The organism is Vibrio sp. SNU_ST1 (assembly GCF_030563405.1).
Classification (GTDB): Bacteria; Pseudomonadota; Gammaproteobacteria; order Enterobacterales; family Vibrionaceae; genus Vibrio.
Genome location: NZ_CP130748.1, coordinates 2,238,671 through 2,257,871 on the forward strand (window position 1 = coordinate 2,238,671; position 19,201 = coordinate 2,257,871).

17 protein-coding genes are annotated in these 19,201 nt (G+C 43.1%); 5 read left to right on the top strand and 12 right to left on the bottom strand.

Translation table 11 applies throughout. The features are described from left to right. Positions 1 to 3: 3 nt before the first annotated feature. Positions 4 to 531 carry a cytochrome b gene (locus tag Q5H80_RS09760; RefSeq protein ID WP_304564608.1) on the bottom strand — a complete coding sequence of 176 codons (528 nt, stop codon included), beginning with the start codon at positions 529 to 531 and terminating at the stop codon, positions 4 to 6. Between the two features lie 234 nt (positions 532 to 765). Beyond that, positions 766 to 1,704: an NADP-dependent oxidoreductase gene (locus tag Q5H80_RS09765; protein WP_304564609.1), complete on the bottom strand. Its 939-nt coding sequence runs from the start codon at positions 1,702 to 1,704 to the stop codon at positions 766 to 768. 111 nt (positions 1,705 to 1,815) lie between these two features. Between Q5H80_RS09765 and Q5H80_RS09770 the strand changes: the two genes are divergently transcribed. Beyond that, on the top strand, positions 1,816 to 2,739 hold the full coding sequence (locus tag Q5H80_RS09770; protein WP_304564610.1) for a LysR family transcriptional regulator: 924 nt from the start codon (positions 1,816 to 1,818) through the stop codon (positions 2,737 to 2,739). A gap of 175 nt (positions 2,740 to 2,914) precedes the next feature. Here Q5H80_RS09770 and Q5H80_RS09775 read toward each other — a convergent pair whose 3' ends face one another. Beyond that, positions 2,915 to 3,388, bottom strand: coding sequence for a luciferase family protein (locus Q5H80_RS09775; RefSeq protein ID WP_304564611.1), 474 nt, complete (start codon positions 3,386 to 3,388; stop codon positions 2,915 to 2,917). Between the two features lie 404 nt (positions 3,389 to 3,792). Continuing rightward, positions 3,793 to 4,716, bottom strand: a complete 924-nt coding sequence (locus Q5H80_RS09780; protein WP_304564612.1) for a Tim44 domain-containing protein — start codon at positions 4,714 to 4,716, stop codon at positions 3,793 to 3,795. A 197-nt stretch (positions 4,717 to 4,913) separates the two neighbouring features. On the opposite strand from Q5H80_RS09780, the gene Q5H80_RS09785 reads away from it, so the two are divergent. From Q5H80_RS09785 to Q5H80_RS09795, 3 genes are all read left to right on the top strand, one after another. Further along, positions 4,914 to 5,504, top strand: a complete 591-nt coding sequence (locus Q5H80_RS09785) for a TetR/AcrR family transcriptional regulator (RefSeq protein ID WP_012604487.1) — start codon at positions 4,914 to 4,916, stop codon at positions 5,502 to 5,504. 17 nt (positions 5,505 to 5,521) lie between these two features. After that, positions 5,522 to 7,396: an MFS transporter gene (locus Q5H80_RS09790; RefSeq protein ID WP_304564613.1), complete on the top strand. Its 1,875-nt coding sequence runs from the start codon at positions 5,522 to 5,524 to the stop codon at positions 7,394 to 7,396. A 140-nt stretch (positions 7,397 to 7,536) separates the two neighbouring features. Continuing rightward, positions 7,537 to 8,457, top strand: coding sequence for a YeiH family protein (locus tag Q5H80_RS09795; RefSeq protein WP_304564614.1), 921 nt, complete (start codon positions 7,537 to 7,539; stop codon positions 8,455 to 8,457). 151 nt (positions 8,458 to 8,608) lie between these two features. Here the strand turns inward: Q5H80_RS09795 and Q5H80_RS09800 are convergent, their stop codons facing one another. After that, the gene (locus Q5H80_RS09800) at positions 8,609 to 8,776 is read right to left on the bottom strand and encodes a hypothetical protein (RefSeq protein WP_304564615.1); all 168 of its coding nucleotides are present in this window, start codon (positions 8,774 to 8,776) and stop codon (positions 8,609 to 8,611) included. Between the two features lie 106 nt (positions 8,777 to 8,882). Then, positions 8,883 to 9,761 carry a LysR substrate-binding domain-containing protein gene (locus tag Q5H80_RS09805; protein WP_017105244.1) on the bottom strand — a complete coding sequence of 293 codons (879 nt, stop codon included), beginning with the start codon at positions 9,759 to 9,761 and terminating at the stop codon, positions 8,883 to 8,885. A 193-nt stretch (positions 9,762 to 9,954) separates the two neighbouring features. Here Q5H80_RS09805 and nagE point away from each other — a divergent pair, with 193 nt between their 5' ends. Then, positions 9,955 to 11,400 carry an N-acetylglucosamine-specific PTS transporter subunit IIBC gene (gene nagE / locus Q5H80_RS09810; RefSeq protein WP_304569406.1) on the top strand — a complete coding sequence of 482 codons (1,446 nt, stop codon included), beginning with the start codon at positions 9,955 to 9,957 and terminating at the stop codon, positions 11,398 to 11,400. A gap of 145 nt (positions 11,401 to 11,545) precedes the next feature. Here nagE and menE read toward each other — a convergent pair whose 3' ends face one another. The 6 genes from menE to Q5H80_RS09840 all read right to left on the bottom strand — a co-directional run bounded on the left by menE (position 11,546) and on the right by Q5H80_RS09840 (position 18,922). Further along, the gene (menE, locus tag Q5H80_RS09815) at positions 11,546 to 12,979 is read right to left on the bottom strand and encodes an o-succinylbenzoate--CoA ligase (RefSeq protein ID WP_304564616.1); all 1,434 of its coding nucleotides are present in this window, start codon (positions 12,977 to 12,979) and stop codon (positions 11,546 to 11,548) included. Positions 12,980 to 13,031: 52 nt separating this feature from the next. Continuing rightward, positions 13,032 to 14,039, bottom strand: a complete 1,008-nt coding sequence (gene menC, locus Q5H80_RS09820; RefSeq protein ID WP_304564617.1) for an o-succinylbenzoate synthase — start codon at positions 14,037 to 14,039, stop codon at positions 13,032 to 13,034. 75 nt (positions 14,040 to 14,114) lie between these two features. Beyond that, on the bottom strand, positions 14,115 to 14,981 hold the full coding sequence (menB, locus tag Q5H80_RS09825; protein ID WP_010439547.1) for a 1,4-dihydroxy-2-naphthoyl-CoA synthase: 867 nt from the start codon (positions 14,979 to 14,981) through the stop codon (positions 14,115 to 14,117). A 102-nt stretch (positions 14,982 to 15,083) separates the two neighbouring features. Then, positions 15,084 to 15,884 (bottom strand): 2-succinyl-6-hydroxy-2,4-cyclohexadiene-1-carboxylate synthase, encoded by an 801-nt coding sequence (gene menH, locus Q5H80_RS09830; protein WP_304564618.1) that lies wholly within the window; start codon positions 15,882 to 15,884, stop codon positions 15,084 to 15,086. A gap of 9 nt (positions 15,885 to 15,893) precedes the next feature. Further along, positions 15,894 to 17,618: a 2-succinyl-5-enolpyruvyl-6-hydroxy-3-cyclohexene-1-carboxylic-acid synthase gene (gene menD, locus Q5H80_RS09835; RefSeq protein WP_304564619.1), complete on the bottom strand. Its 1,725-nt coding sequence runs from the start codon at positions 17,616 to 17,618 to the stop codon at positions 15,894 to 15,896. Continuing rightward, the gene (locus Q5H80_RS09840) at positions 17,615 to 18,922 is read right to left on the bottom strand and encodes an isochorismate synthase MenF (protein WP_304564620.1); all 1,308 of its coding nucleotides are present in this window, start codon (positions 18,920 to 18,922) and stop codon (positions 17,615 to 17,617) included. The genes menD and Q5H80_RS09840 overlap by 4 nt, the downstream gene beginning before the upstream one ends. Positions 18,923 to 19,201: the final 279 nt, after the last annotated feature.

Here is a 19,201-nt window from a genome sequence, read left to right on the forward strand (position 1 = left end):
TGTTTAGATTATTCTATTTAAAACGTCGTTTTCTTTACTTTCAAGAAAACGATGCTTCAGTGCGCCAGCTATATGTAACGCGACTAAAATCAAGATTAGTACACCCATCTTATCGTGTAAAGTGTGGAATAATTCAAACAGTTCATCACTTTTTGGTAATGCATCAGGTAACGTCAACCCGAAAAAATCAATCCCATGGCTATATTTATAGGTCGATGACATCAAGTAACCAGTAATCGGCATCGCTATCATCGATGTATATAGTGCAATGTGAATGAAATGAGAGAGTTTTGCTTCCCAACTTTTAATGCCTTTAGGTAATGCAGGTAGGGTGGATTTTCTTCTAATATATAAACGAACAAAAAATAACAACATAATCAATATTCCAAATGATTTGTGCCACGGGTACATCGTTAGCTTATTTGGTGCATCAACTGGCAAGTCATGCATATAAGCTCCTACAAAAATCAACGCAATCATCGTTACGCCCATAAACCAATGCAAAACTCTAATTGAAAGTGGGTACTTCATTTATATACTACCTAGTGTTATTAAAAATACAGCTTAACTCTTCTTACATTAGTAATTAACACGCTAAATTTTAAACTTCCTTTTCTTATATTGTTAACAATACCAAGGTAGAAGAAAGCGATTAATTAACCAAAATATACGATGAGATGAAATATCTTTTAGCATAAACTGCTCAGTGTAAAAGTATAAAAGGCATCAACCTTTGGGTTAATGCCTCTATTTGACACAGTATTTTTAGAAGTTGGTAAAATCTATTATCACCTTCCCGTGAGCTTTACCCTGCTCTACATAAGCCAATGCACCTTTCGCGTCATTTGCTGAATAAACAGTATCGATTTTAGTCGATAAAAGTCCCCCATCGACTTGTTGAGCTATCCATGCGAGTTGCTCCCCACTAGCTTGATGGAAAAGCAATGAGAGTGTCACGTTATTGGCTTTAGCCAGTTCATCAAACATAGCGCCTACTAATGTAATAACAGAGCCCCCTGCTTTAGTTACTTTAATAGATTTCTCTTGCACTTCACCGCCGATAGTATCAATAACGATATCGACATCTGAAACCAACTGACTAAAATCTTCAGTTCTAAAGTCAATAACTTGGTCGGCACCTTTTTGTTTTAACTGCTCAGCAACATCACTTACAGCTGTGGTAATAATTTCATTTGCTCCTAAAATTTTTGCGATCTGAATTGCTTGTGAGCCAACGCCTCCAGCACCACCATGAATAAGCACTTTCTTACCTTCAACATTCCCTCCCATCAGTAATGCTTGGTATGCAGTTAAAGAAACTTGGGGAATTGCAGCACTTTCCAATAACGATACTGAAGTAGGCTTCTTAGCAACTGCGTCAACACTCACTAATTGAAACTCAGCAAATGTTGCAGCTTCGCTGTAATCTGGTCTGAAGAATACTTGATCGCCAACTTTAAATTTATTTACATCATCAGCCACTTCAACAACAACACCCGCGCCATCACTACCTGTTACGTAAGGAAAGCTCATTGGCATCATATCTTTCATATAACCTGCACGTAGTACGTTGTCCAAAGGATTCACGCTAGCTGCATGCACTTTGACTAGTACTTTTCCCGCTTCAATGCTTGGTGTTGGAATTTCGTTAAACGCGACTACGTTGTTTATTTCACCATATGCTTTTACTTGAACTACTTTCATGATCTTGCCTCTTTAGAATTGAATCACTATTTGATGAGACAAATATTACATTATGCGCTACAGTTGATTAATAATATAAAAAAGAAATCATTATTCTCATATGGAGCACAAATGGATAAATTACGTGGCATGGAAGTTTTTCGAGAAGTCGCAAGAAAACACAGCTTTTCTAAAGCAGCAGAAAGCCTAGATTTGGCAAATTCAGCAGTGAGTCGTTATGTTACAGAGTTAGAGAGATGGCTTAACGTAAAACTGTTGTATAGAACAACCCGAAGTTTAACGCTTACGGAGGAAGGGAAGCTTTATTTGGAAAAAATTGACGACATATTAACTTCCGTGGCCACTCTTGAAAATATATCCGTTGCAAGTCAGCAGGAATTAAGAGGAACTCTTCGTATAACCGCTCCTAACTTTTGGGGTACATTCGTACTCAAACCTCTAATGGTTGAATTTATGGGGAAGCACCCAAACGTTAATATTAATTCTCTATTTTTATACCGAAAAGTAAATTTAATCGAGGAAGGTTATGATTTAGCCGTGCGCATAGGGCATTTACCTTCAAGTGGTTTAATTGCTCGACAAGTATCAACAATGCAATTAAAGCTTGTAGCTACGCCTGTGTATATTGAAAAAAATGGATTACCAACACACCCTAGAGATTTGGTTCAGCATCAGTGCTTAATAGATACCGTCCCGGACTATCATAGTAAGTGGCCATTCATAGAAAACAAAAAGAATTTTTCTGTTGCTGTTGATGGAAAAATGCTATCCAATGAACCAGAATTATTACGTGATTTGGCACTTGATAGTCAAGGAATAACTTATTTACCGGAGTTCTTCGTTGACCCATACATTAAATCCGGTGAATTTATAGAGTTATTACCTGAATATTGTATTTCTAATTTACCCGTGAACATTGTTTACCCCCAAAATAAACAGATGAATCCTGCACTGAGAGTGTTTATAAATACTATCGTAGAAAATTTGAAATCCAGCTGTACAAAGCTAGGGGAGTCAAACACTAGAAAGATATGAGACATACACCGTTAGATAATTTCAATATTGACCTGTGTTAATAGTAAGTAATTCGATATCTTGCATGATTAAAAACACGAAACTATCATATTGGTATAATTATAGCCCCTCACATAAATTAAGGGGCTACATAAGGTAATCAATCACTTTCTAAATAAATCTCCAGAAATAGTCATTATAAAACATCACCAGTTGCATAATAATAAGCGGCCTTTAGTGTCATTTTTACAACTTCAAGCTCCTCCGCGTTCCTTGGTGCATATACTAATATTTCATTAACACCTAGATGTTTATATGGGTGAGGTTCCCCCCATTTTTTAGCATAAACTTCTTCGGCAAAACCTTGGGAGACACACAAGTGCATACTTCCATCTTTATGAACATGAGCGAACTCCCTGCTTCCTTTAGGTGGCATAAATGCATCGTGAGGTAATGTTTTAACACTTTCATCGAGCCACAATGCGCGTGATGCAGGTATGGAAATCATTGTTGCTTCTTCACGAGAAAGAGGGAACACTGAAAATGCCCAGTCACACAGTTCTTTCCAGATAACTTCCGGGCTTTGCTCAGAAAATTGTAGGTGCGGTGGCATATCGCCTGTTACAGGTTTCTTGCCTGATCTGATCGGTAATATATAAGGTTGGTTCATGGTTAGCTCCAATGCTGTTCTAAAGATTAAATACATGATAGATAATTCCAACCAAACGAAAAATAGAACGATATGGATATGTGTTTTCTCAATTAAAGAACAATTCTCATGGAAGATCACCGATGTGATTACCAATAATTCATGAGAGTTAACACTATTTTATTTATGACCAAAATGAAAAAGATAGAAATCACCAACAAGCTTGATCCGAAAGGTTCGATTCGTAAACAAAAATTACGTAGCCGATAACAAATGTAAATCCAAGAGCGACCTATCCCCACTAGAAAGAAAATTATGCGATATAAACACAAAAAAGCCTCTGCTGATTACTCAGCAGAGGCTTTCAATTATTTGATGTCATCCAAATAACTACATCATATTGATGTTTTCGTTAAACTATGGAATTAACCTTGAATACCAACGATTAGCCAAGGCGCATTGTCAACTGTTAGGTCGCGCTCTAGATGCCAGATATCAGTGATATCTTCTTCAATGCCGTCTGCGGTGTCACGGTAGCGACCGCTAAACTGAAGGCTTAGCTGTGCTTTACTACCATCGTGGTCTGCGCGAACGATTTCAGCATCAACGTACATTACGTCTGTGTGCTGATCACCGTCTAGCTTGTTACGCTCAGCTTTTAGGTCTTCAAATAGACTTGGAGATACGTATTCTTCAATCGTGTTTAGCTCGTTGTGATTCCATGCACCTTGCAGTGTACGGTAGTGCTCACGAGAACCGTTAATGAATGCCGCTTGATCAAAACCTGGTGGGTAGTTATGTGGAACATCGCTTTGTGCACCAAAACCGAAACCACCAGCGCTATTTTGCGAATGAGGTTGTGATTGAGGCTGTGCTTGCTCGAAGTTATGAACATTTGGTTGTTGCTTAGGTTGTTCAAACTTGTTCTGACCCATGCCGCCGAATGCTGGCTGTTGGCCACGTGCATTCTGCTGATTCATTGAGCCCTGCTTCGCGCCCAGCATTCCGCGTAGGAATTTAAACGCTAAGAAAGCAATCAGACCCATGATCAGAATATCCATGAACTGGATACCTTCAAATGCGCCACCAAAGAATGCAGCTAAAAGACCACCAGCAAGTAAACCACCTAGCAGACCGCCCATAAGACCTTTCTTGCTAGAGTTAGCTGCTGCTGTTTTCTTGCCCGTTTGATCTTGTCGGATCGAATTTGTGTTTTGTTGTTTTGGTGCTGGAGCCGTTTTAAAGCTTTTGCCAAATGACTTACCACCACCAAACTTTTTCGCTTCCGCGATTGGCGTCACCGCGACTGTTACCAACAGGATCGCGACTAGTGAGAAAAATCGTTTCATTATTATCCTTTATAGGTTTTTTTATCTTTCGACACCTTAATCATACTCGTTAACAAAGAACAATGAAATATTCACGACGTTTACACATGTATCATAATATTGCGGCTATTAATTGATTACTAAATTAGCGAAGGGATTGACGGCACTCTGGGGCAGCATTAAAATATTGAACGACGTTCATTTAATAGAAAGTACTCATGGCAAGACGAAACGATCATACTCGCGAACAATTAGTGCAATTAACCTTAAAGACGGTAACCGACTTCTTAGAAGAGCACTCTTATCACGAGCTAAGTCTACGTAAAATTGCCAATATGATTGGTTATGTCCCTAGCACCTTGGTGAATGTATTTGGTAACTACAACCTACTCCTTTTACACGTTGTTGCTCAAACATTAGATGAACTATCGTCCCAATCAGCTTCTGCGGTTGAACAATCGAGCAACCCTCAACAGGCTCTTTTCAATCTTGCATACTGCTATCACGATTTTGCACAAAAACACCCTCACCGTTGGCAGCTTATCTTTGAGCACAACATGAATGGTGAAAACCTTCCTGAATGGCAATCGAACCGTATTGATAGAATGACCGGTATGTTAGAGCAATTGTTGGTAGCTATTGCTCCTGAACACACAGAAAGCGAAGTCATTAAAGCCAGCCGTGTATTATGGTCTGGAGTACATGGAATTACTCTACTTAGCGTTGATGATAAATTTTTCGCCTCTGAACCTATCGATGGTAAAGAATTGATCAATAACCTAATCTCAAACTACTTAACCAACTGGTAATCATCCAAGGAAAGACAATGAACAACAGCAGCCAATCTTCGCTGTTAACGCAAAAAAGGTTCCTACCCTACTTTATTACTCAATTTCTAGGCGCCTTTAATGACAACATATTCAAAAATGTTCTGTTACTGTTTGTTGCTTTCGCAAGCGTAGATACGCTGCCTATTTCCAGCAATCTATTCATTAATTTGGCCGCTGGTCTTTTTATTCTGCCCTTCTTCCTGTTTTCTGCTTTGGCTGGTGTACTGGCTGACAAATACGAAAAATCTTGGTTTATACGTAAAGTTAAGCTCCTTGAAGTGGCGATCATGTCACTGGGTGCGATCGGGTTTATCTACGAAAGCTACGGGATACTACTTCTACTTCTGTTCCTAATGGGTACGCAAAGTGCCTTCTTTGGCCCGGTGAAATACGCGCTGCTTCCGCAACAGTTAGAAACAAAAGAACTGGTATCCGGCAACGCTTTAGTCGAAACCGGCACATTCTTAGCCATCCTTATTGGTACTCTAGGTGCAGGTATTATTGCATCTGAAGAAAGCGCGAAGCTCATTGCTGCGATATGTATTGTTTCTTTCGCCGTGCTCGGCTATGTATCAAGCTGCTTTATTCCACAAGCGCCAAGTAACGCACCAGATCTGAAAGTGAAGTGGCAGCCAGTAAAGCTAACCCGTGCGACACTGGCGATTGCCAAAAAAGATCGTCCAACGTTTCAAGCACTGATGTCTATCAGCTGGTTTTGGTTCCTTGGCGCTGCTTACCTAACTCAGTTTCCAAACTTCACAAAGCTCCACTTGAACGGCACTGAAAGCTCGGTTGCCTTTTTGTTAGCTCTTTTCTCGGTCGGTATTGCGATAGGTTCTTTGGCTTGCGATAAGTTGTCAAATCACAGAATTGAAATCGGCATCGTACCAATGGGTAGCCTAGGTATGTCGATTTTTGGGCTATTGATGGCGATATCCATTCCTGAGTCCTTGCCTGAATTTACCTCTTTCCATCAATTCGTGACGTATTCAGAGCTGTGGCCGCTGTTTGCTTATCTTCTGCTATTGGGTATCTCTGGCGGTATCTTCATTGTTCCTCTGTATTCTCTGATGCAGTTACGAGCGAAACCAGACGAACGCGCTCAAGTGATAGCCGGGCTCAACATTTACAATTCACTATTCATGGTGGGAAGCGCAGTTTTAGGTATTGTTTGCCTGAGTGTTCTCGACCTTTCTATTCCACAGCTGTTTGTGTTGCTCGCGATAGGGAACACTTTGGTTATGCTGTACCTGTTTTATCAGGTGCCTATCTACGCTTTCCGTTTCTTTACATGGGTAGTCACTCACACCATGTACCGAGTTAAGCACAAGAACTTACACCATCTTCCAGAGAATGGCGGCGCACTGATCGTTTGCAACCATGTGAGTTATATGGATGCACTGCTTTTAAGTGCGGTTTGCCCTCGCTTGATTCGGTTTGTGATGGAGGAGGATTACGCCAAACTGCCTCCACTACGTCGATTCTTAAAAAGAGCAGGGGTTATTCCAATCTCCGCAACCAACCGAAACTCGATTAGAAACGCTTTCAAAGAAGTTGAACGAGCCCTAGACGAAGGGCACATCGTGTGTATTTTCCCTGAAGGCAAGCTAACCGCTGATGGCGAAGTAGCCGAATTTATGCGTGGCATGGAGCTGATTATCAAACGATCTCCTGTGCCTGTGATTCCAATGGCACTTAAAGGGCTATGGGGCAGCTACTTCAGTCGTTATAAAGGTCAAGCTTTTAAGGGGCTCCCCACCCGTTTCAGGGCCAAGTTAGAGATAGAAGCTGCCGAACCTATACAAGCCAAAGAAGCTTCATGCGACACTCTTCGACAGTCAGTCTCTGATCTTCGCGGCTCACTCCGCTAAATAACCAAGCCTTTATTCGTATCAGCTGAACAAACGTTTAGTTTTACTTAACGTTTGTTCAATTCATTTAGACTTACTTACCACTTAATTAAACGTATAGTGGTCTCATTACAATAACGTCAAACAAGACTCTAAAAACAATGAACTTAAAAAAGTCTGTTCCATTTTATCTTGCTACTCTGTTTTGCTTAACGCCATGGGTAAGCTCACCGACCGCCCTCGTGATCGGTTTCCTACTTGCTAGTTTAGGTTTAGTTCCTGAACATTTAGAAGTCGGTAAACTGACGAAGAAGTTGCTGGCCTATTCGATTGTCGGCTTGGGCTTTGGTATTCAGTTTGAGAAAGCATTAGCGGTAACAGGTGATGGTATTGGCCTCATTGTAACGACGATTATTGGTACTTTAGTCATTGGTTGGTTCTTAGCGAAACGAATGGGATTAGATCGCACTACGGGCTACCTGATCTCTTCAGGCACCGCGATTTGTGGTGGTAGCGCCATTGCAGCAGTGGCACCCGCAATCAAAGCCGACGATGAGCAAATTGGCTTAGCATTAGCCACAGTATTCGTATTGAACTCAATCGCCCTTTTCTTGTTCCCGATGATTGGTCATGCGCTTGAGTTAAGCCAACAAACTTTCGGAACATGGGCTGCAATCGCGATTCACGATACATCTTCTGTAGTAGGCGCAGCATCAGCATATGGCGAAGAAGCACTGACGACAGCGACAACATTGAAGCTCGCTCGTGCACTTTGGATCATCCCAATCGCTTTAATCAGTGCGATGATCTTCAAGAACGACCAAAAGAAGATTACGATTCCTTACTTCATTTTCTTCTATTGCGCCGCTATCGCGGTTAGTGACTTACTGCCACAATTTGAGATGGTCTACCAAGGAATCTTTGATGTATCTAAGCGAGCACTGGTGGTGTGTTTGTTCTTAATTGGCTGTGGCATTTCAGTTGAGAAGTTAAAAGCGGCAGGGCCGAAACCATTGATGTTTGGTATTACGATGTGGGTCATGATCTCGACAGGTTCTTTGGCGTGGCTAACTCTCGCTTAATCCGCCTAATTACACCTAATACGTAAACAAATGCTTTAGGTGGCGTTTGGTTACCTAGACACTCAGATTAACGAGCAACAAAACAAAAAGGCAAAGCTCAAATGGGCTTTGCCTTTATCGTTTGTGGTAAAGATAATCTTTATTGCAACAATCACAAATCAAACAGGGGCTTATCACTCTTCTTGCTCTCTCTTTTCATTAAAACAAGTACCACAACCAGCACAAATGCGGTGAGTTCAGCTAATGAACGAGTCAGTCCTGACGAAACGAGCGCTTGGCCTATCTGCAGCAAAACCGCAATGATGAGGGCAATTTTCATAATAAGACCTTATTCTATAATCCGTTATTTATAGGTCTTATTATGATGGATGGTTATAAAGATAATAAATTCTGTTTTGAACTATCTAATTGCTAAATTAACTAACCTAGCCCAATTGCCCCTCTAGCCACTTAATAAACGTTCTTACCTTAGGCCGCTTTTCAGTGCCTAACGGACAGATCAAGTCGTACCCTTTATCAGTATCCATACTTGGATAAGGCGTTATGAGCTCACCAGTCTCAATGTACGGCTTAACAAAATGATAGCGCCCCATTGCCACGCCGATATTATGCAGAGCACTCTGCACGCCCATATCGCGATGACTCACACAATAAAACTGCTCAAACAGATTTACATCGAGTTGATTGTGCTTAATCCAACGCTGCCACACATCAGAGCCTAGCGCATGAATGAAATTAATCCGGTGTAACGACTCTAAACCATCATCAAAGATGTCGTGTTCAGCGGCATAACTCGGCGTACATACCGGAATGTACTTTTCACCGAACAGACGCTGTCGATGCATGTCTTTTAGATCTTCAGCACCATAGTAAATTGCGACATCGAGATGATTTTGATGAAAATCCTGCTCTTCTTGCGAGAAAATGTTGAGATTAAACTTAGGATATCGCTGTTTAAAATCAGCCAGTCTTGGCAGTAACCAACTGTTCGCAAATGCAGGACTGGTACCGATATTGATCTGTCCATACAAATCCGTGTTGGTAATGTCTTCGATCTCACCAAAAATAGAGCTTAACGACTTGGATAACGTTCGTTGAAAGCGCTGACCTTCTTCAGTCAGTTCCAGTTTGCGAGTCCCTCGCACAAACAAGTTAAACCCGAGTTCACCTTCTAACACTTTGATTCGATGGCTAACGGCTCCCTGAGTCAGATGCAACTTTTTCGCTGCTAGCGTAAAGCTCATTTTCTCGGCAGCAACATTAAAAGTATGAAGATTTCTAAGTAAAGATTGGTGGTTAGCCATACGAACTCATGCATTAAAAATTTTAATTCATACTACTACCCGTTTCGTTTGTTTGCATTAAGAAATAAGTTTTTAATAGCCACAGTTACTTTAAATCCTGTCTCGATCAATCTTTGACTCCATACGTTGACGAGCAGAAACATTAAAAAAATTAATTACAAACTTAGGGGCACATATGAATATACTCGGGTATATGCAAAAAGTAGGTAAGGCATTGATGGTTCCCGTAGCCACACTGCCAGCTGCAGCAATCCTTATGGGGATCGGCTATTGGTTGGATCCTGTTGGCTGGGGTTCAGAAAGTATCTTAGCCGCATTCTTGATCAAATCTGGTGGGGCGATCATTGACAACATGGCGGTTCTGTTCGCGGTGGGTGTCGCATTCGGTTTGAGCCGTGATAAGAATGGTTCTGCGGCACTGTCCGGTTTTGTGATGTTCCTCGTCGTCACCACGCTACTTGCTCCCGGCTCTGTTGCTCAGTTAATGGATGTTGAATTAAGTGAAGTGCCAGCGGCATTTGGCAAGATTAGCAACCAATTCGTAGGTATCATTGTGGGTATCATCTCTGCTGAGATCTACAATCGCTACTCAACCGTCGAACTTCCTCAGGCTTTAGCGTTCTTCAGCGGTAAGCGTTTGGTTCCTATACTGACTTCAATTGCTGGTATGGCACTGTCATTCGCTCTTCTTTACATCTGGCCTGCTGTTTATGATGCTCTGATCGTTCTAGGTATTAAACTAGAAAGCATGGGCGCGGTGGGTGCCGGTCTGTTTGGCTTCTTTAACCGTTTATTCCTATCAATAGGTATGCACCATGCGTTGTACCCTGTGTTCTGGTTCGACGTTGTTGGTATCAACGACATTCCAAACTTCTTAGGTGGTGCTCAATCTATCGCTAACGGTACGGGTATTCCGGGTAAAACAGGCATGTACCAAGCAGGCTTCTTCCCTATTATGATGTTTGGTCTACCAGCAGCAGCATTGGCGATGTACCACTGCTCTGATGCGAAAAATAAGAACCAAGTATTCGCAATCATGCTTGCGGCTGCAATGGCTTCATTCTTCACTGGCATTACTGAGCCTCTAGAGTTCAGTTTCATGTTCCTAGCACCTGTATTGTTCCTATTGCACGCAGTGTTAACAGGTTTGTCGCTTTACATTGCAGCAAGCATGGAATGGATGGCAGGCTTCGGCTTCTCTGCAGGCTTTGTTGACTTAGTGCTATCAAGCCAAAACCCGTTAGCGACTAACTGGTACATGTTATTAGTTCAAGGTGTGGTGTTCTTCGCTCTTTACTACGGTATTTTCCGTTTCGCTATCATCAAGTTCAATCTACGTACTCCGGGGCGTGGTGAAGAGATGGAAGCAGAAGGCGAAGCCGAATCTCCAGAAGCGTTAGTTAACCTAACCAACAACTACATCGAAGCTATTGGTGGTGCAGACAACATTCTAGAAGTGGACAACTGTATTACTCGCTTACGCTTAACAGTAAAAGACTCGTCAGCAGCAGACAGTGACAAACTGAAAAAACTAGGTGCTGCAGGCGTCGTTCCTATCGGAAAAGGTGGCCTACAAGTCATTATTGGTTTAGGTAAGGTAGATAAGGTTGCTGAACAAATGAAGAAGGCACTCGCTTAAGCTAAACAGCCAGATGCAAAGATAAAACCCTTAATGACCAGATAGAATATTAAGAATTTGTGATGGTTTCACCACCATCACAACCCCCTGAAGCGCAATTACGACTAGTCACCGTGTATTGCGCTTCATTTTATTGTTCTCAGTTCTATTTAGAACGTATCTGCTGTAACCACTGTGCCAACCCTGCGCGTGAAACCTTAATGCCTAGCTGTTCTTGATGAGGCATTTGATAATACTCGACAGGAAATTTGAACCGTTCAAGACAGCTATTTAATTGCTCGGCAAACCATTCTTTAGTTGGTAAATCCGTACAATCCACAATAGCGACAGGTCGAAACCCGAACTCATCATCTTCAATTGGAACGATAAACGCCTGATTGATTAAAGATAATTGATTCAGTACTCGCTCAATTTCCTCACAGTGAATATTCTCACCGCCAGAAATGAACTGATTATCAGCCCGACCAATAATCGATACTTGTTCGCCATCCCATTCGCCGAGGTCTTTACTGTCGAACCAACCGTTCTCATCAACCAATGACGTTACCTCACCCTGATAGTAATAACCAGAAGCAAGCGTATTGCCGCCAATAAAGATACGTTGATCTTCAATTTTCAACTGGCGTTGGTCGAGAACAAAACCTGCCGTTTTGGTGCCATCGACGGGCTTCGCGGTCACCGTCGAAGCGGCTTCTGTCATGCCGTATCCAAGCCAAGTTTCAATGCCCATTTGTTGAGCTTCAAGCCCTAGCGCTTCTGGGATATGGCTACCGCCTAAAAGCACATGAGTTAAAGTAAGTGCTTGCTTACTCTTTAGTAATCGATGAAGTTGAGTAGCCACTAAAGAGGCATGGCTGCAACCTTCAATGTCGGTTTCAAGCTTACCTGACCCTATTTTGATGCAGCCACCAGCCGCCAACCAACGATGAACTATCGCTAATCCCGACACATGGTACATAGGTAAGCTAAGCAACCAAGTGTCAGCTTGTTCAAAGTTGAAAACGTCTAGTAAACCCTGAGCTGAACATAAGTGTTGCTGCAACGTGTGAGCCACCACTTTCGGATTTCCGGTAGAGCCAGAAGTGAATACGATGCTTGCCAAATATTGAGGATTAAAGTTAGGATTTTCCGGTGTTGTTGGTTTGTCATCACCATCGACCTTAACTTCGTTCAAGCAAGGTAACGTCACCAATACAGTCTTGAGGTCAACAGCATCAGAATGATCTAACCCACAGCTATCTAATAGCCAAAGGTAACGTCTGTCTAGCTGACCATAGAGGGATTCAAGTTTTTGCGTTAAACGAGCTGCTGGTTGAGGCATTGTAAATGCACAAACCACACCTAAATTGAGTGCGGCAAGATAAGCCGGAATCACTTCAGCTTGATTCTTACCAACAATCGTCAGTACACCACCTTCAGATAGGCCTTGATGAGACAACTGTTGTTGGTACTCACTAACCAGCACAGACACTTGCTGCCAAGTGTAAGCGCGACTAGGAGTCACTAACGCTGTTTGATGTGGGTTCTGCTGCGCCCACTGTACCCAGAGTGGGTGATGATTAGATTGTGGGCGCATCATAAGATAACCGAGTTATAGATTGAGAGTAGTCTAAGCCAATCGAACGAGCTGCCTAAGAAGACCAAATCAATTGTTGCTGTTCAAGCGTTGAAACAGGAAGCTGACACCCCGGCCAAGAGACTTCTAGCTGTTGCTGATATAAGCCAATCGTATCAAGCCCTGGAACTTCATTAGGCAAGTACTGTTGTGCCAAACGAGCAATCTGAGTTAAGCCAAGGCTAGACTCTATACTTGAGCTTAGTACAGGTTTAATACCAAGTTGTTGCGCTCGTTCAATAATCGCAACACAACGCTCTACTGAGCCAATCAAGGTTGGTTTAATCACAACTGCCTTAACACCCGTTAAGTCACTAAGATTAAACTCTGGACTTCTTACCGCTTCTTGCAGTGTTTCATCCCATGCAATCGCAACACCGTGGTCAATAGCAAAAGCTAAGCTATCTTCAGGTTTCCGGCAAGGCTCTTCAATAAAGCTAATGCGCTGACGCAGTGACGGCGAAATGTATTTAATGAACTGTTTCGCTTTCTCTGGCTTCCACGCACGGTTAGCGTCAAGTCTTAGGGTCAAATCAGGGATCGACTCAAGGAATAAGCTCACCAGCATGCCATCACGGATCGCTTCGTAGAGGCCGACTTTGACTTTGGCGACCTTCTCGCCTTTCATCTCATTCAGCACAGGGATCAGTTCATCTGGGTCACCAGTACATAAAGGCGCAGCTTGATAGTTACCTTTCGCGTTAAGTTCGCCTCTTAGTTCCATCAATGCCATTGAAAAGCCAAACGCCACTGACGGATAAAGCTCATCGAATGGAGTATTAGGTTTGTTGTGACTCCAAAGCTCTAACTCATTTTGCAACTGAATGCCGGCTTGCTCGGCATTTTCTTGGCTAAAGCCCGGCAAAGGTGCGACCTCGCCAAAACCAGACTGCCCATCACACTCAAGTTGGATGATATAGCCAACGCGTTCGTTCAACTTATTGTCACGAAGAATCACACCACTATCCATAGGTAATTGATAACGGTAGAGTTTAGCGTGACGCTGAGAATTCACTAAGTTCATAAAGTTTCCTAAAAAACGGGGAACATCAAAACAAAACGAGCCGCTATTAGCGACTCATTTTGAAGAGGAGAAAGACTATGGATTACGCGGGAACTTGTCGAAGTCCGGTCGACGTTTCTCGTTGAATGCGTTACGGCCTTCTTGGCCTTCCTCTGTCATGTAGAACATCATGGTTGCGTTACCCGCCAACTCTTGTAGACCGGCTTGACCGTCACAGTCCGCGTTCAGTGCCGCTTTCAAGCAACGCAATGCCATTGGGCTGTGTTGAAGAACTTCACGACACCAGCGAACGGTCTCTTTTTCTAGGTCGGCAACTGGCACCACTGTGTTTACTAGCCCCATGTCCAATGCTTCTTGAGCATCGTAGAAACGACACAAGAACCAGATTTCACGCGCTTTCTTTTGACCAACGATACGAGCCATGTAAGAAGCACCCCAACCGCCATCGAATGAACCCACTTTAGGGCCCGTCTGACCGAACTGCGCATTTTCAGCGGCAATCGTAAGGTCTGCCATCATGTGAAGTACATGACCGCCACCGACAGCCCAACCCGATACCGCTGCGATAACTGGTTTTGGACAGGTACGAATTTGACGTTGGAAGTCAAGCACGTTCAGGTGGTGTGTACCTGAATCATCTTGATAGCCGCCGTAGTCACCACGAATACTTTGGTCACCACCAGAACAGAACGCCTTCTCACCAAGACCCGTCAAAATGATTACGCCAACCTTCTCGTCATAACGAGCATCAGCCAGTGCATTGATCATCTCTTTTACGGTTTGTGGACGGAACGCATTGTGAACTTGAGGACGAGCAATCGTGATTTTCGCAATACCGTCGTCAGACTTATGGTACTGAATATCTTCAAATTGACTGCTTTCATCGCGCCAGTTCACTGCTGCGTAAAGTTCTTCTTCTGTGATGCCTACTGTTTTAGCCATGGTGATTCCCATTGTTCTATTAGAGACCACGACTAACGAATAGTCGTGACGGTGTTGCTCTACTTCTGATAGTGCTTGGTACGAGAGAATTGCTCAGTCAGATTATCGACGACTGGCGATGCATTGAATAATTAGGTTTGAAAACAACTCTGGTTGCTCAAAGTGAACATTATGACCAGCGTAGTCGACCTGACTATATTCAAAGCCACTACTCTCAGCTAGCTCCATGAATTTATGATCTTTTTCACCACATACATAATGCAATAAATGCTCATGAGATTTTAGTGTGGCACGTAAATCTGGTTGCTTAGCCAACGAAGTAGATAACAACATATTTGCTACGGATACTCCAAGGTTACCACTACGTTTAATGACCAAAGTTTGTCTTTGCTCATGATTTAGTGAAGAAAAGACGCTTTGTTGATACCAGTCGTCTAAAACATCCTCAATCGACTGCTGCGCAAAGCGAACCGCCCATTGCGTATCATGTACTAACCTTTGTGCTCTTTCTTCATCACGTTCCAGACCAAAGTTGCCCCCTTCAATAATGACCTTCTCTAGATTGAGCGTCTCAAAACAAGGGCTGGTCACCCCATACATAGCGAGCCTTCCGCCCATAGAATACCCAATCATTACGATAGGATAATCGGCAGGAAGCTCGTTGAGAGCCAGTTGAGATGTGATGCACTGTACAATTTTCTTACAGCAATGATCAAAACCTACCGGATCAATAAAGCGACTCTGTCCGTGCCCGGGCAAATCTATGCAAAGACGAGGAAAATCCTCTAGATATGGATGACATGCACTCCAATCATCCCCGCTTCCGAGTAAACCATGTAGAAAAACAAGCAGAGGTTTGTCAGAAGATTCATGTTCCGCTGGGTAATAATTGGAATAAAGCATGTTAAGTCCTTAGGCTAATGCCTCGATGAGCATTGAACTGAATTGTTTCAACAAAGTAGCCGCTTGTTCGGGAGGCGTCTTAACTTCAACGAGCAAGGTGCCCTGACCCTGCTCGAAATGTTGTTCGATAATAGTTTGGTAGCCGTTCAAGGTTTCTGGCGCAGCATAAGCAAGCTGGAATTGCGCAGCTGCGTGTTCAAAACTGAAACCATGAGGCATTTGATAAAGCGACTGTTTTTGCTGCTCAGGTACAGGCAATAAATCAAAGATCGCACCACCGTCATTGTTGGTCACAACAATAACCATCGGCGTTAAATTATGAGTCAACAGAGCCAGTGAGTTGAGGTCGTAGAGTAAAGAGGTATCACCAATCAACATCAACAACGGATTCTGGTTGATTTTCAACACGCCCGCAGCCGTTGCCACTAAGCCATCAATGCCCGATGCGCCACGATTACTGTAAACTTGATTTGCAGATATTGATGACAACATATCCACCAGCCTTACCATCAAGCTGTTTCCCACAAACAACTCTCTGTCTTTAAGTCTAGTCGACAAGTCAACTGCAACGCTCAACTCGGTCAACTGGTCATTATTGGATACTTGCGCCAATGCCAATTGTTGAACCGTATTCGCGATGTCTGCCAAAGGTGCAGCCCAACCTGCATGTTGACCTAACAGGGTGGGGAAATGCTGCTCTGACACCCACGACTCGATATCAGCAACGATATGGGTTTGCGGCAGATGATCTTGGTTTATTCGGTGCGTATCTGGTGACACAACAATGTATTGTGATGAGCAGAATGATGAAGCTTGCGACTTTATCCAATGATTTAGGCGCTTAGAAACAATACGCTCACCGAACTGAAGGATGAAATCACACTGGTTTAGCTTCTCTTTGGCTGAGCTACTTTGTAACCAGAGATCATAATGCTTCCAATCACTACTCACGCCTGATTGAGGATCGCAAAAAACTGGCCAACCTAATGCAGTGGCAAACTGCTGAGCTTTTGTCGCTTGTTCAATATCGAGCGAACCGAGAATAACCACACCCTTGCGCCCAAGGTATTCTCCTGGAGCAATAGGTTGTGTGTTTACTTGATTAGGTAAAAACGTTTGGCTGTAACAACCTATTCCCGACTTCCACCCAGCGACACTAGCTGTGTACTGTGCATATATTTCAGCGCTACTCGTTGAATACAAAGGCTCAGGGAATGGACAATTAATATGAATCGCACCACCAACACTTTGTTGTTTCGCAAGTACGCTATCAACCGATGTTAGAAGCCAATTCAAAGAAGTCTGTGTTGTTGGGCTGGGTAGATTTAAAGAGCTTTCAACATGAGACGAAAAGATACCCTGTTGCTGAATTGCTTGATTCGCCCCACAACCAACCAAGTCTATTGGTCGATCAGACGTCAGTAAGATCAACTTCTCTCGTGTCAAACCCGATTCAGCTGTCGCTGGAAGAAGGTTCGCAACGGCTGTACCAGAGGTAACAATCACGGCAACTGGCTTATCACTCGCTTTAGCTAAACCTAGAGCAAAAAAACCGAGACCACGCTCGTCAAAGTGCGTGTGTAAAGTTAACTTTGGATTGGCTTCGGCTTCGAGTGTTAATGGTGTTGAGCGAGAACCCGGCGCAACACAAACATGTTCAATGCCGCTGCGTGCAAGCTCCTCCAGTAACGTCTTACACCAAACTCTATTTAATACGGCTTGGTCATGATTCATGATGCGACACCCAGTGATGGATGATCTGAAATTAAGCTAAGTAAAGTTGACATCTTCTTATTCAATTCTTGCCACTCATATTCGGCTACAGATCCCGGCACGATCCCCGCACCCGCAAACAGTTGTACCTGATCGTTTACAATCAAAGCACTTCGAATTGCTACACAGAATTCCGCTCTCTGATGGCTGATATAACCCACAGAACCGGCATACCACCCTCGAGCAAACGGTTCATGCTCTAGTATGAAGTCCATCGCTTCTTTACGCGGTAAACCCGCCACCGCTGCTGTAGGTTGTAATGCAGCAAGCAGCTGCACGCCATTAACACCATTATTGAGCTGAGCATGGATATTACGCTTCAAATGCTGCACCTTACGCAAACGTACAAGGCGCGCTTCCTTTTCAACGTGTACCGCTTGAGAGTGAGGAGTCAGACGTTCAATGATGTCGTCGACAACATACTGGTTCTCGTTGAGGTTTTTGCTGTCTTGAGAGAGCCAGTTAGACAGCTCCATATCTTCTGTCGCGTTCTCACCACGACCTATAGTGCCCGCAAGTGCTTCAGTATCAAGCTCACTACCATGTCGGCTATATAAGCGCTCAGGCGTCGAGCCAATGAAGCTGTGTTTAGAGTCCAGTACCAACATAAAGTGGAAACTGTGATGATTTTGCAAATAGCTGGCTTTAAGCAACTGAGCCGCGCAGATTGGCGCATCCAATTGCAATGTGGTTTTACGCGCTAATACGACTTTCTTATATTCTTCATCGCTGATGCCCTGAAGTACTTTATCAACAAGGTTACCCCACAGCTCTCTTTCTGGAACGTGATTGATCTGTTCGATATGAGCAGACAAAGGCGGCAATACCGCCGCTTCAACAGAGAGCTTATTTAGAGCATTAATGGATGCAACGCGATCAGGAGATAAGTTGACGGCCAATGACCAAGTCTCGTCGAAGCGGATCAATTCAATCTGAGGAAGAAAGAAAAACGACTCCATGCAACGACGGTTTTTTTCGGTGTGACCATCGAACGATCGTCCCCCCCAGATTCGTTGGTTTTCACCAAGAATCGCGTACGCGGGTGCAGGATCAGAAAAAGTATGTAATTGCCCGAGCGCAACAACCTCTTCACGAGTGTCGCGTGACTGCCAGTAAAACTTAGGAAAGAGTGGTTGAGCATGAAGCCATTCAATAAATGCAAACGATGGTTTTTGCGTTAGAACTTCAACACAACGCTCTTCGCTTGCTTGGGCACTTTGTACTCGCTCAATCAAAGCGGAAACAGTTTGCTGGAAATGTGACAAATCGACCTCGTTCACATCTAAATTATTATTATATTAGTTTGATACTTTATGGGCAGCACCAACTTAGATCAAGAATGTACGATATCTTTTGAACATTCCTGTGATTTTAAGCGATCCCGCCTCTTTATTCATCTTAGCCAACGACAAAGAAGCGAATAATTAAAATTTAGAAAAGAGTGACAACAAAAAGACCAAACGTGACAATGAAATACGACATTCATCAGATTTTTATTCTATCAAACCCCGTTTTGCGGTACTTTAATAAAGTATTTAAATTAA

Excerpts from the sequence above, each read along its gene's own strand:
- Q5H80_RS09760 (WP_304564608.1), bottom strand. The coding sequence starts at position 531 with ATGAAGTACCCACTTTCAATTAGAGTTTTGCATTGGTTTATGGGCGTA.
- Q5H80_RS09765 (WP_304564609.1), bottom strand. The coding sequence starts at position 1,704 with ATGAAAGTAGTTCAAGTAAAAGCATATGGTGAAATAAACAACGTAGTC.
- Q5H80_RS09770 (WP_304564610.1), top strand. The coding sequence starts at position 1,816 with ATGGATAAATTACGTGGCATGGAAGTTTTTCGAGAAGTCGCAAGAAAA.
- Q5H80_RS09775 (WP_304564611.1), bottom strand. The coding sequence starts at position 3,388 with ATGAACCAACCTTATATATTACCGATCAGATCAGGCAAGAAACCTGTA.
- Q5H80_RS09780 (WP_304564612.1), bottom strand. The coding sequence starts at position 4,716 with ATGAAACGATTTTTCTCACTAGTCGCGATCCTGTTGGTAACAGTCGCG.
- Q5H80_RS09785 (WP_012604487.1), top strand. The coding sequence starts at position 4,914 with ATGGCAAGACGAAACGATCATACTCGCGAACAATTAGTGCAATTAACC.
- Q5H80_RS09790 (WP_304564613.1), top strand. The coding sequence starts at position 5,522 with ATGAACAACAGCAGCCAATCTTCGCTGTTAACGCAAAAAAGGTTCCTA.
- Q5H80_RS09795 (WP_304564614.1), top strand. The coding sequence starts at position 7,537 with ATGAACTTAAAAAAGTCTGTTCCATTTTATCTTGCTACTCTGTTTTGC.
- Q5H80_RS09800 (WP_304564615.1), bottom strand. The coding sequence starts at position 8,776 with ATGAAAATTGCCCTCATCATTGCGGTTTTGCTGCAGATAGGCCAAGCG.
- Q5H80_RS09805 (WP_017105244.1), bottom strand. The coding sequence starts at position 9,761 with ATGGCTAACCACCAATCTTTACTTAGAAATCTTCATACTTTTAATGTT.
- nagE (WP_304569406.1), top strand. The coding sequence starts at position 9,955 with ATGCAAAAAGTAGGTAAGGCATTGATGGTTCCCGTAGCCACACTGCCA.
- menE (WP_304564616.1), bottom strand. The coding sequence starts at position 12,979 with ATGATGCGCCCACAATCTAATCATCACCCACTCTGGGTACAGTGGGCG.
- menC (WP_304564617.1), bottom strand. The coding sequence starts at position 14,039 with ATGAACTTAGTGAATTCTCAGCGTCACGCTAAACTCTACCGTTATCAA.
- menB (WP_010439547.1), bottom strand. The coding sequence starts at position 14,981 with ATGGCTAAAACAGTAGGCATCACAGAAGAAGAACTTTACGCAGCAGTG.
- menH (WP_304564618.1), bottom strand. The coding sequence starts at position 15,884 with ATGCTTTATTCCAATTATTACCCAGCGGAACATGAATCTTCTGACAAA.
- menD (WP_304564619.1), bottom strand. The coding sequence starts at position 17,618 with ATGAATCATGACCAAGCCGTATTAAATAGAGTTTGGTGTAAGACGTTA.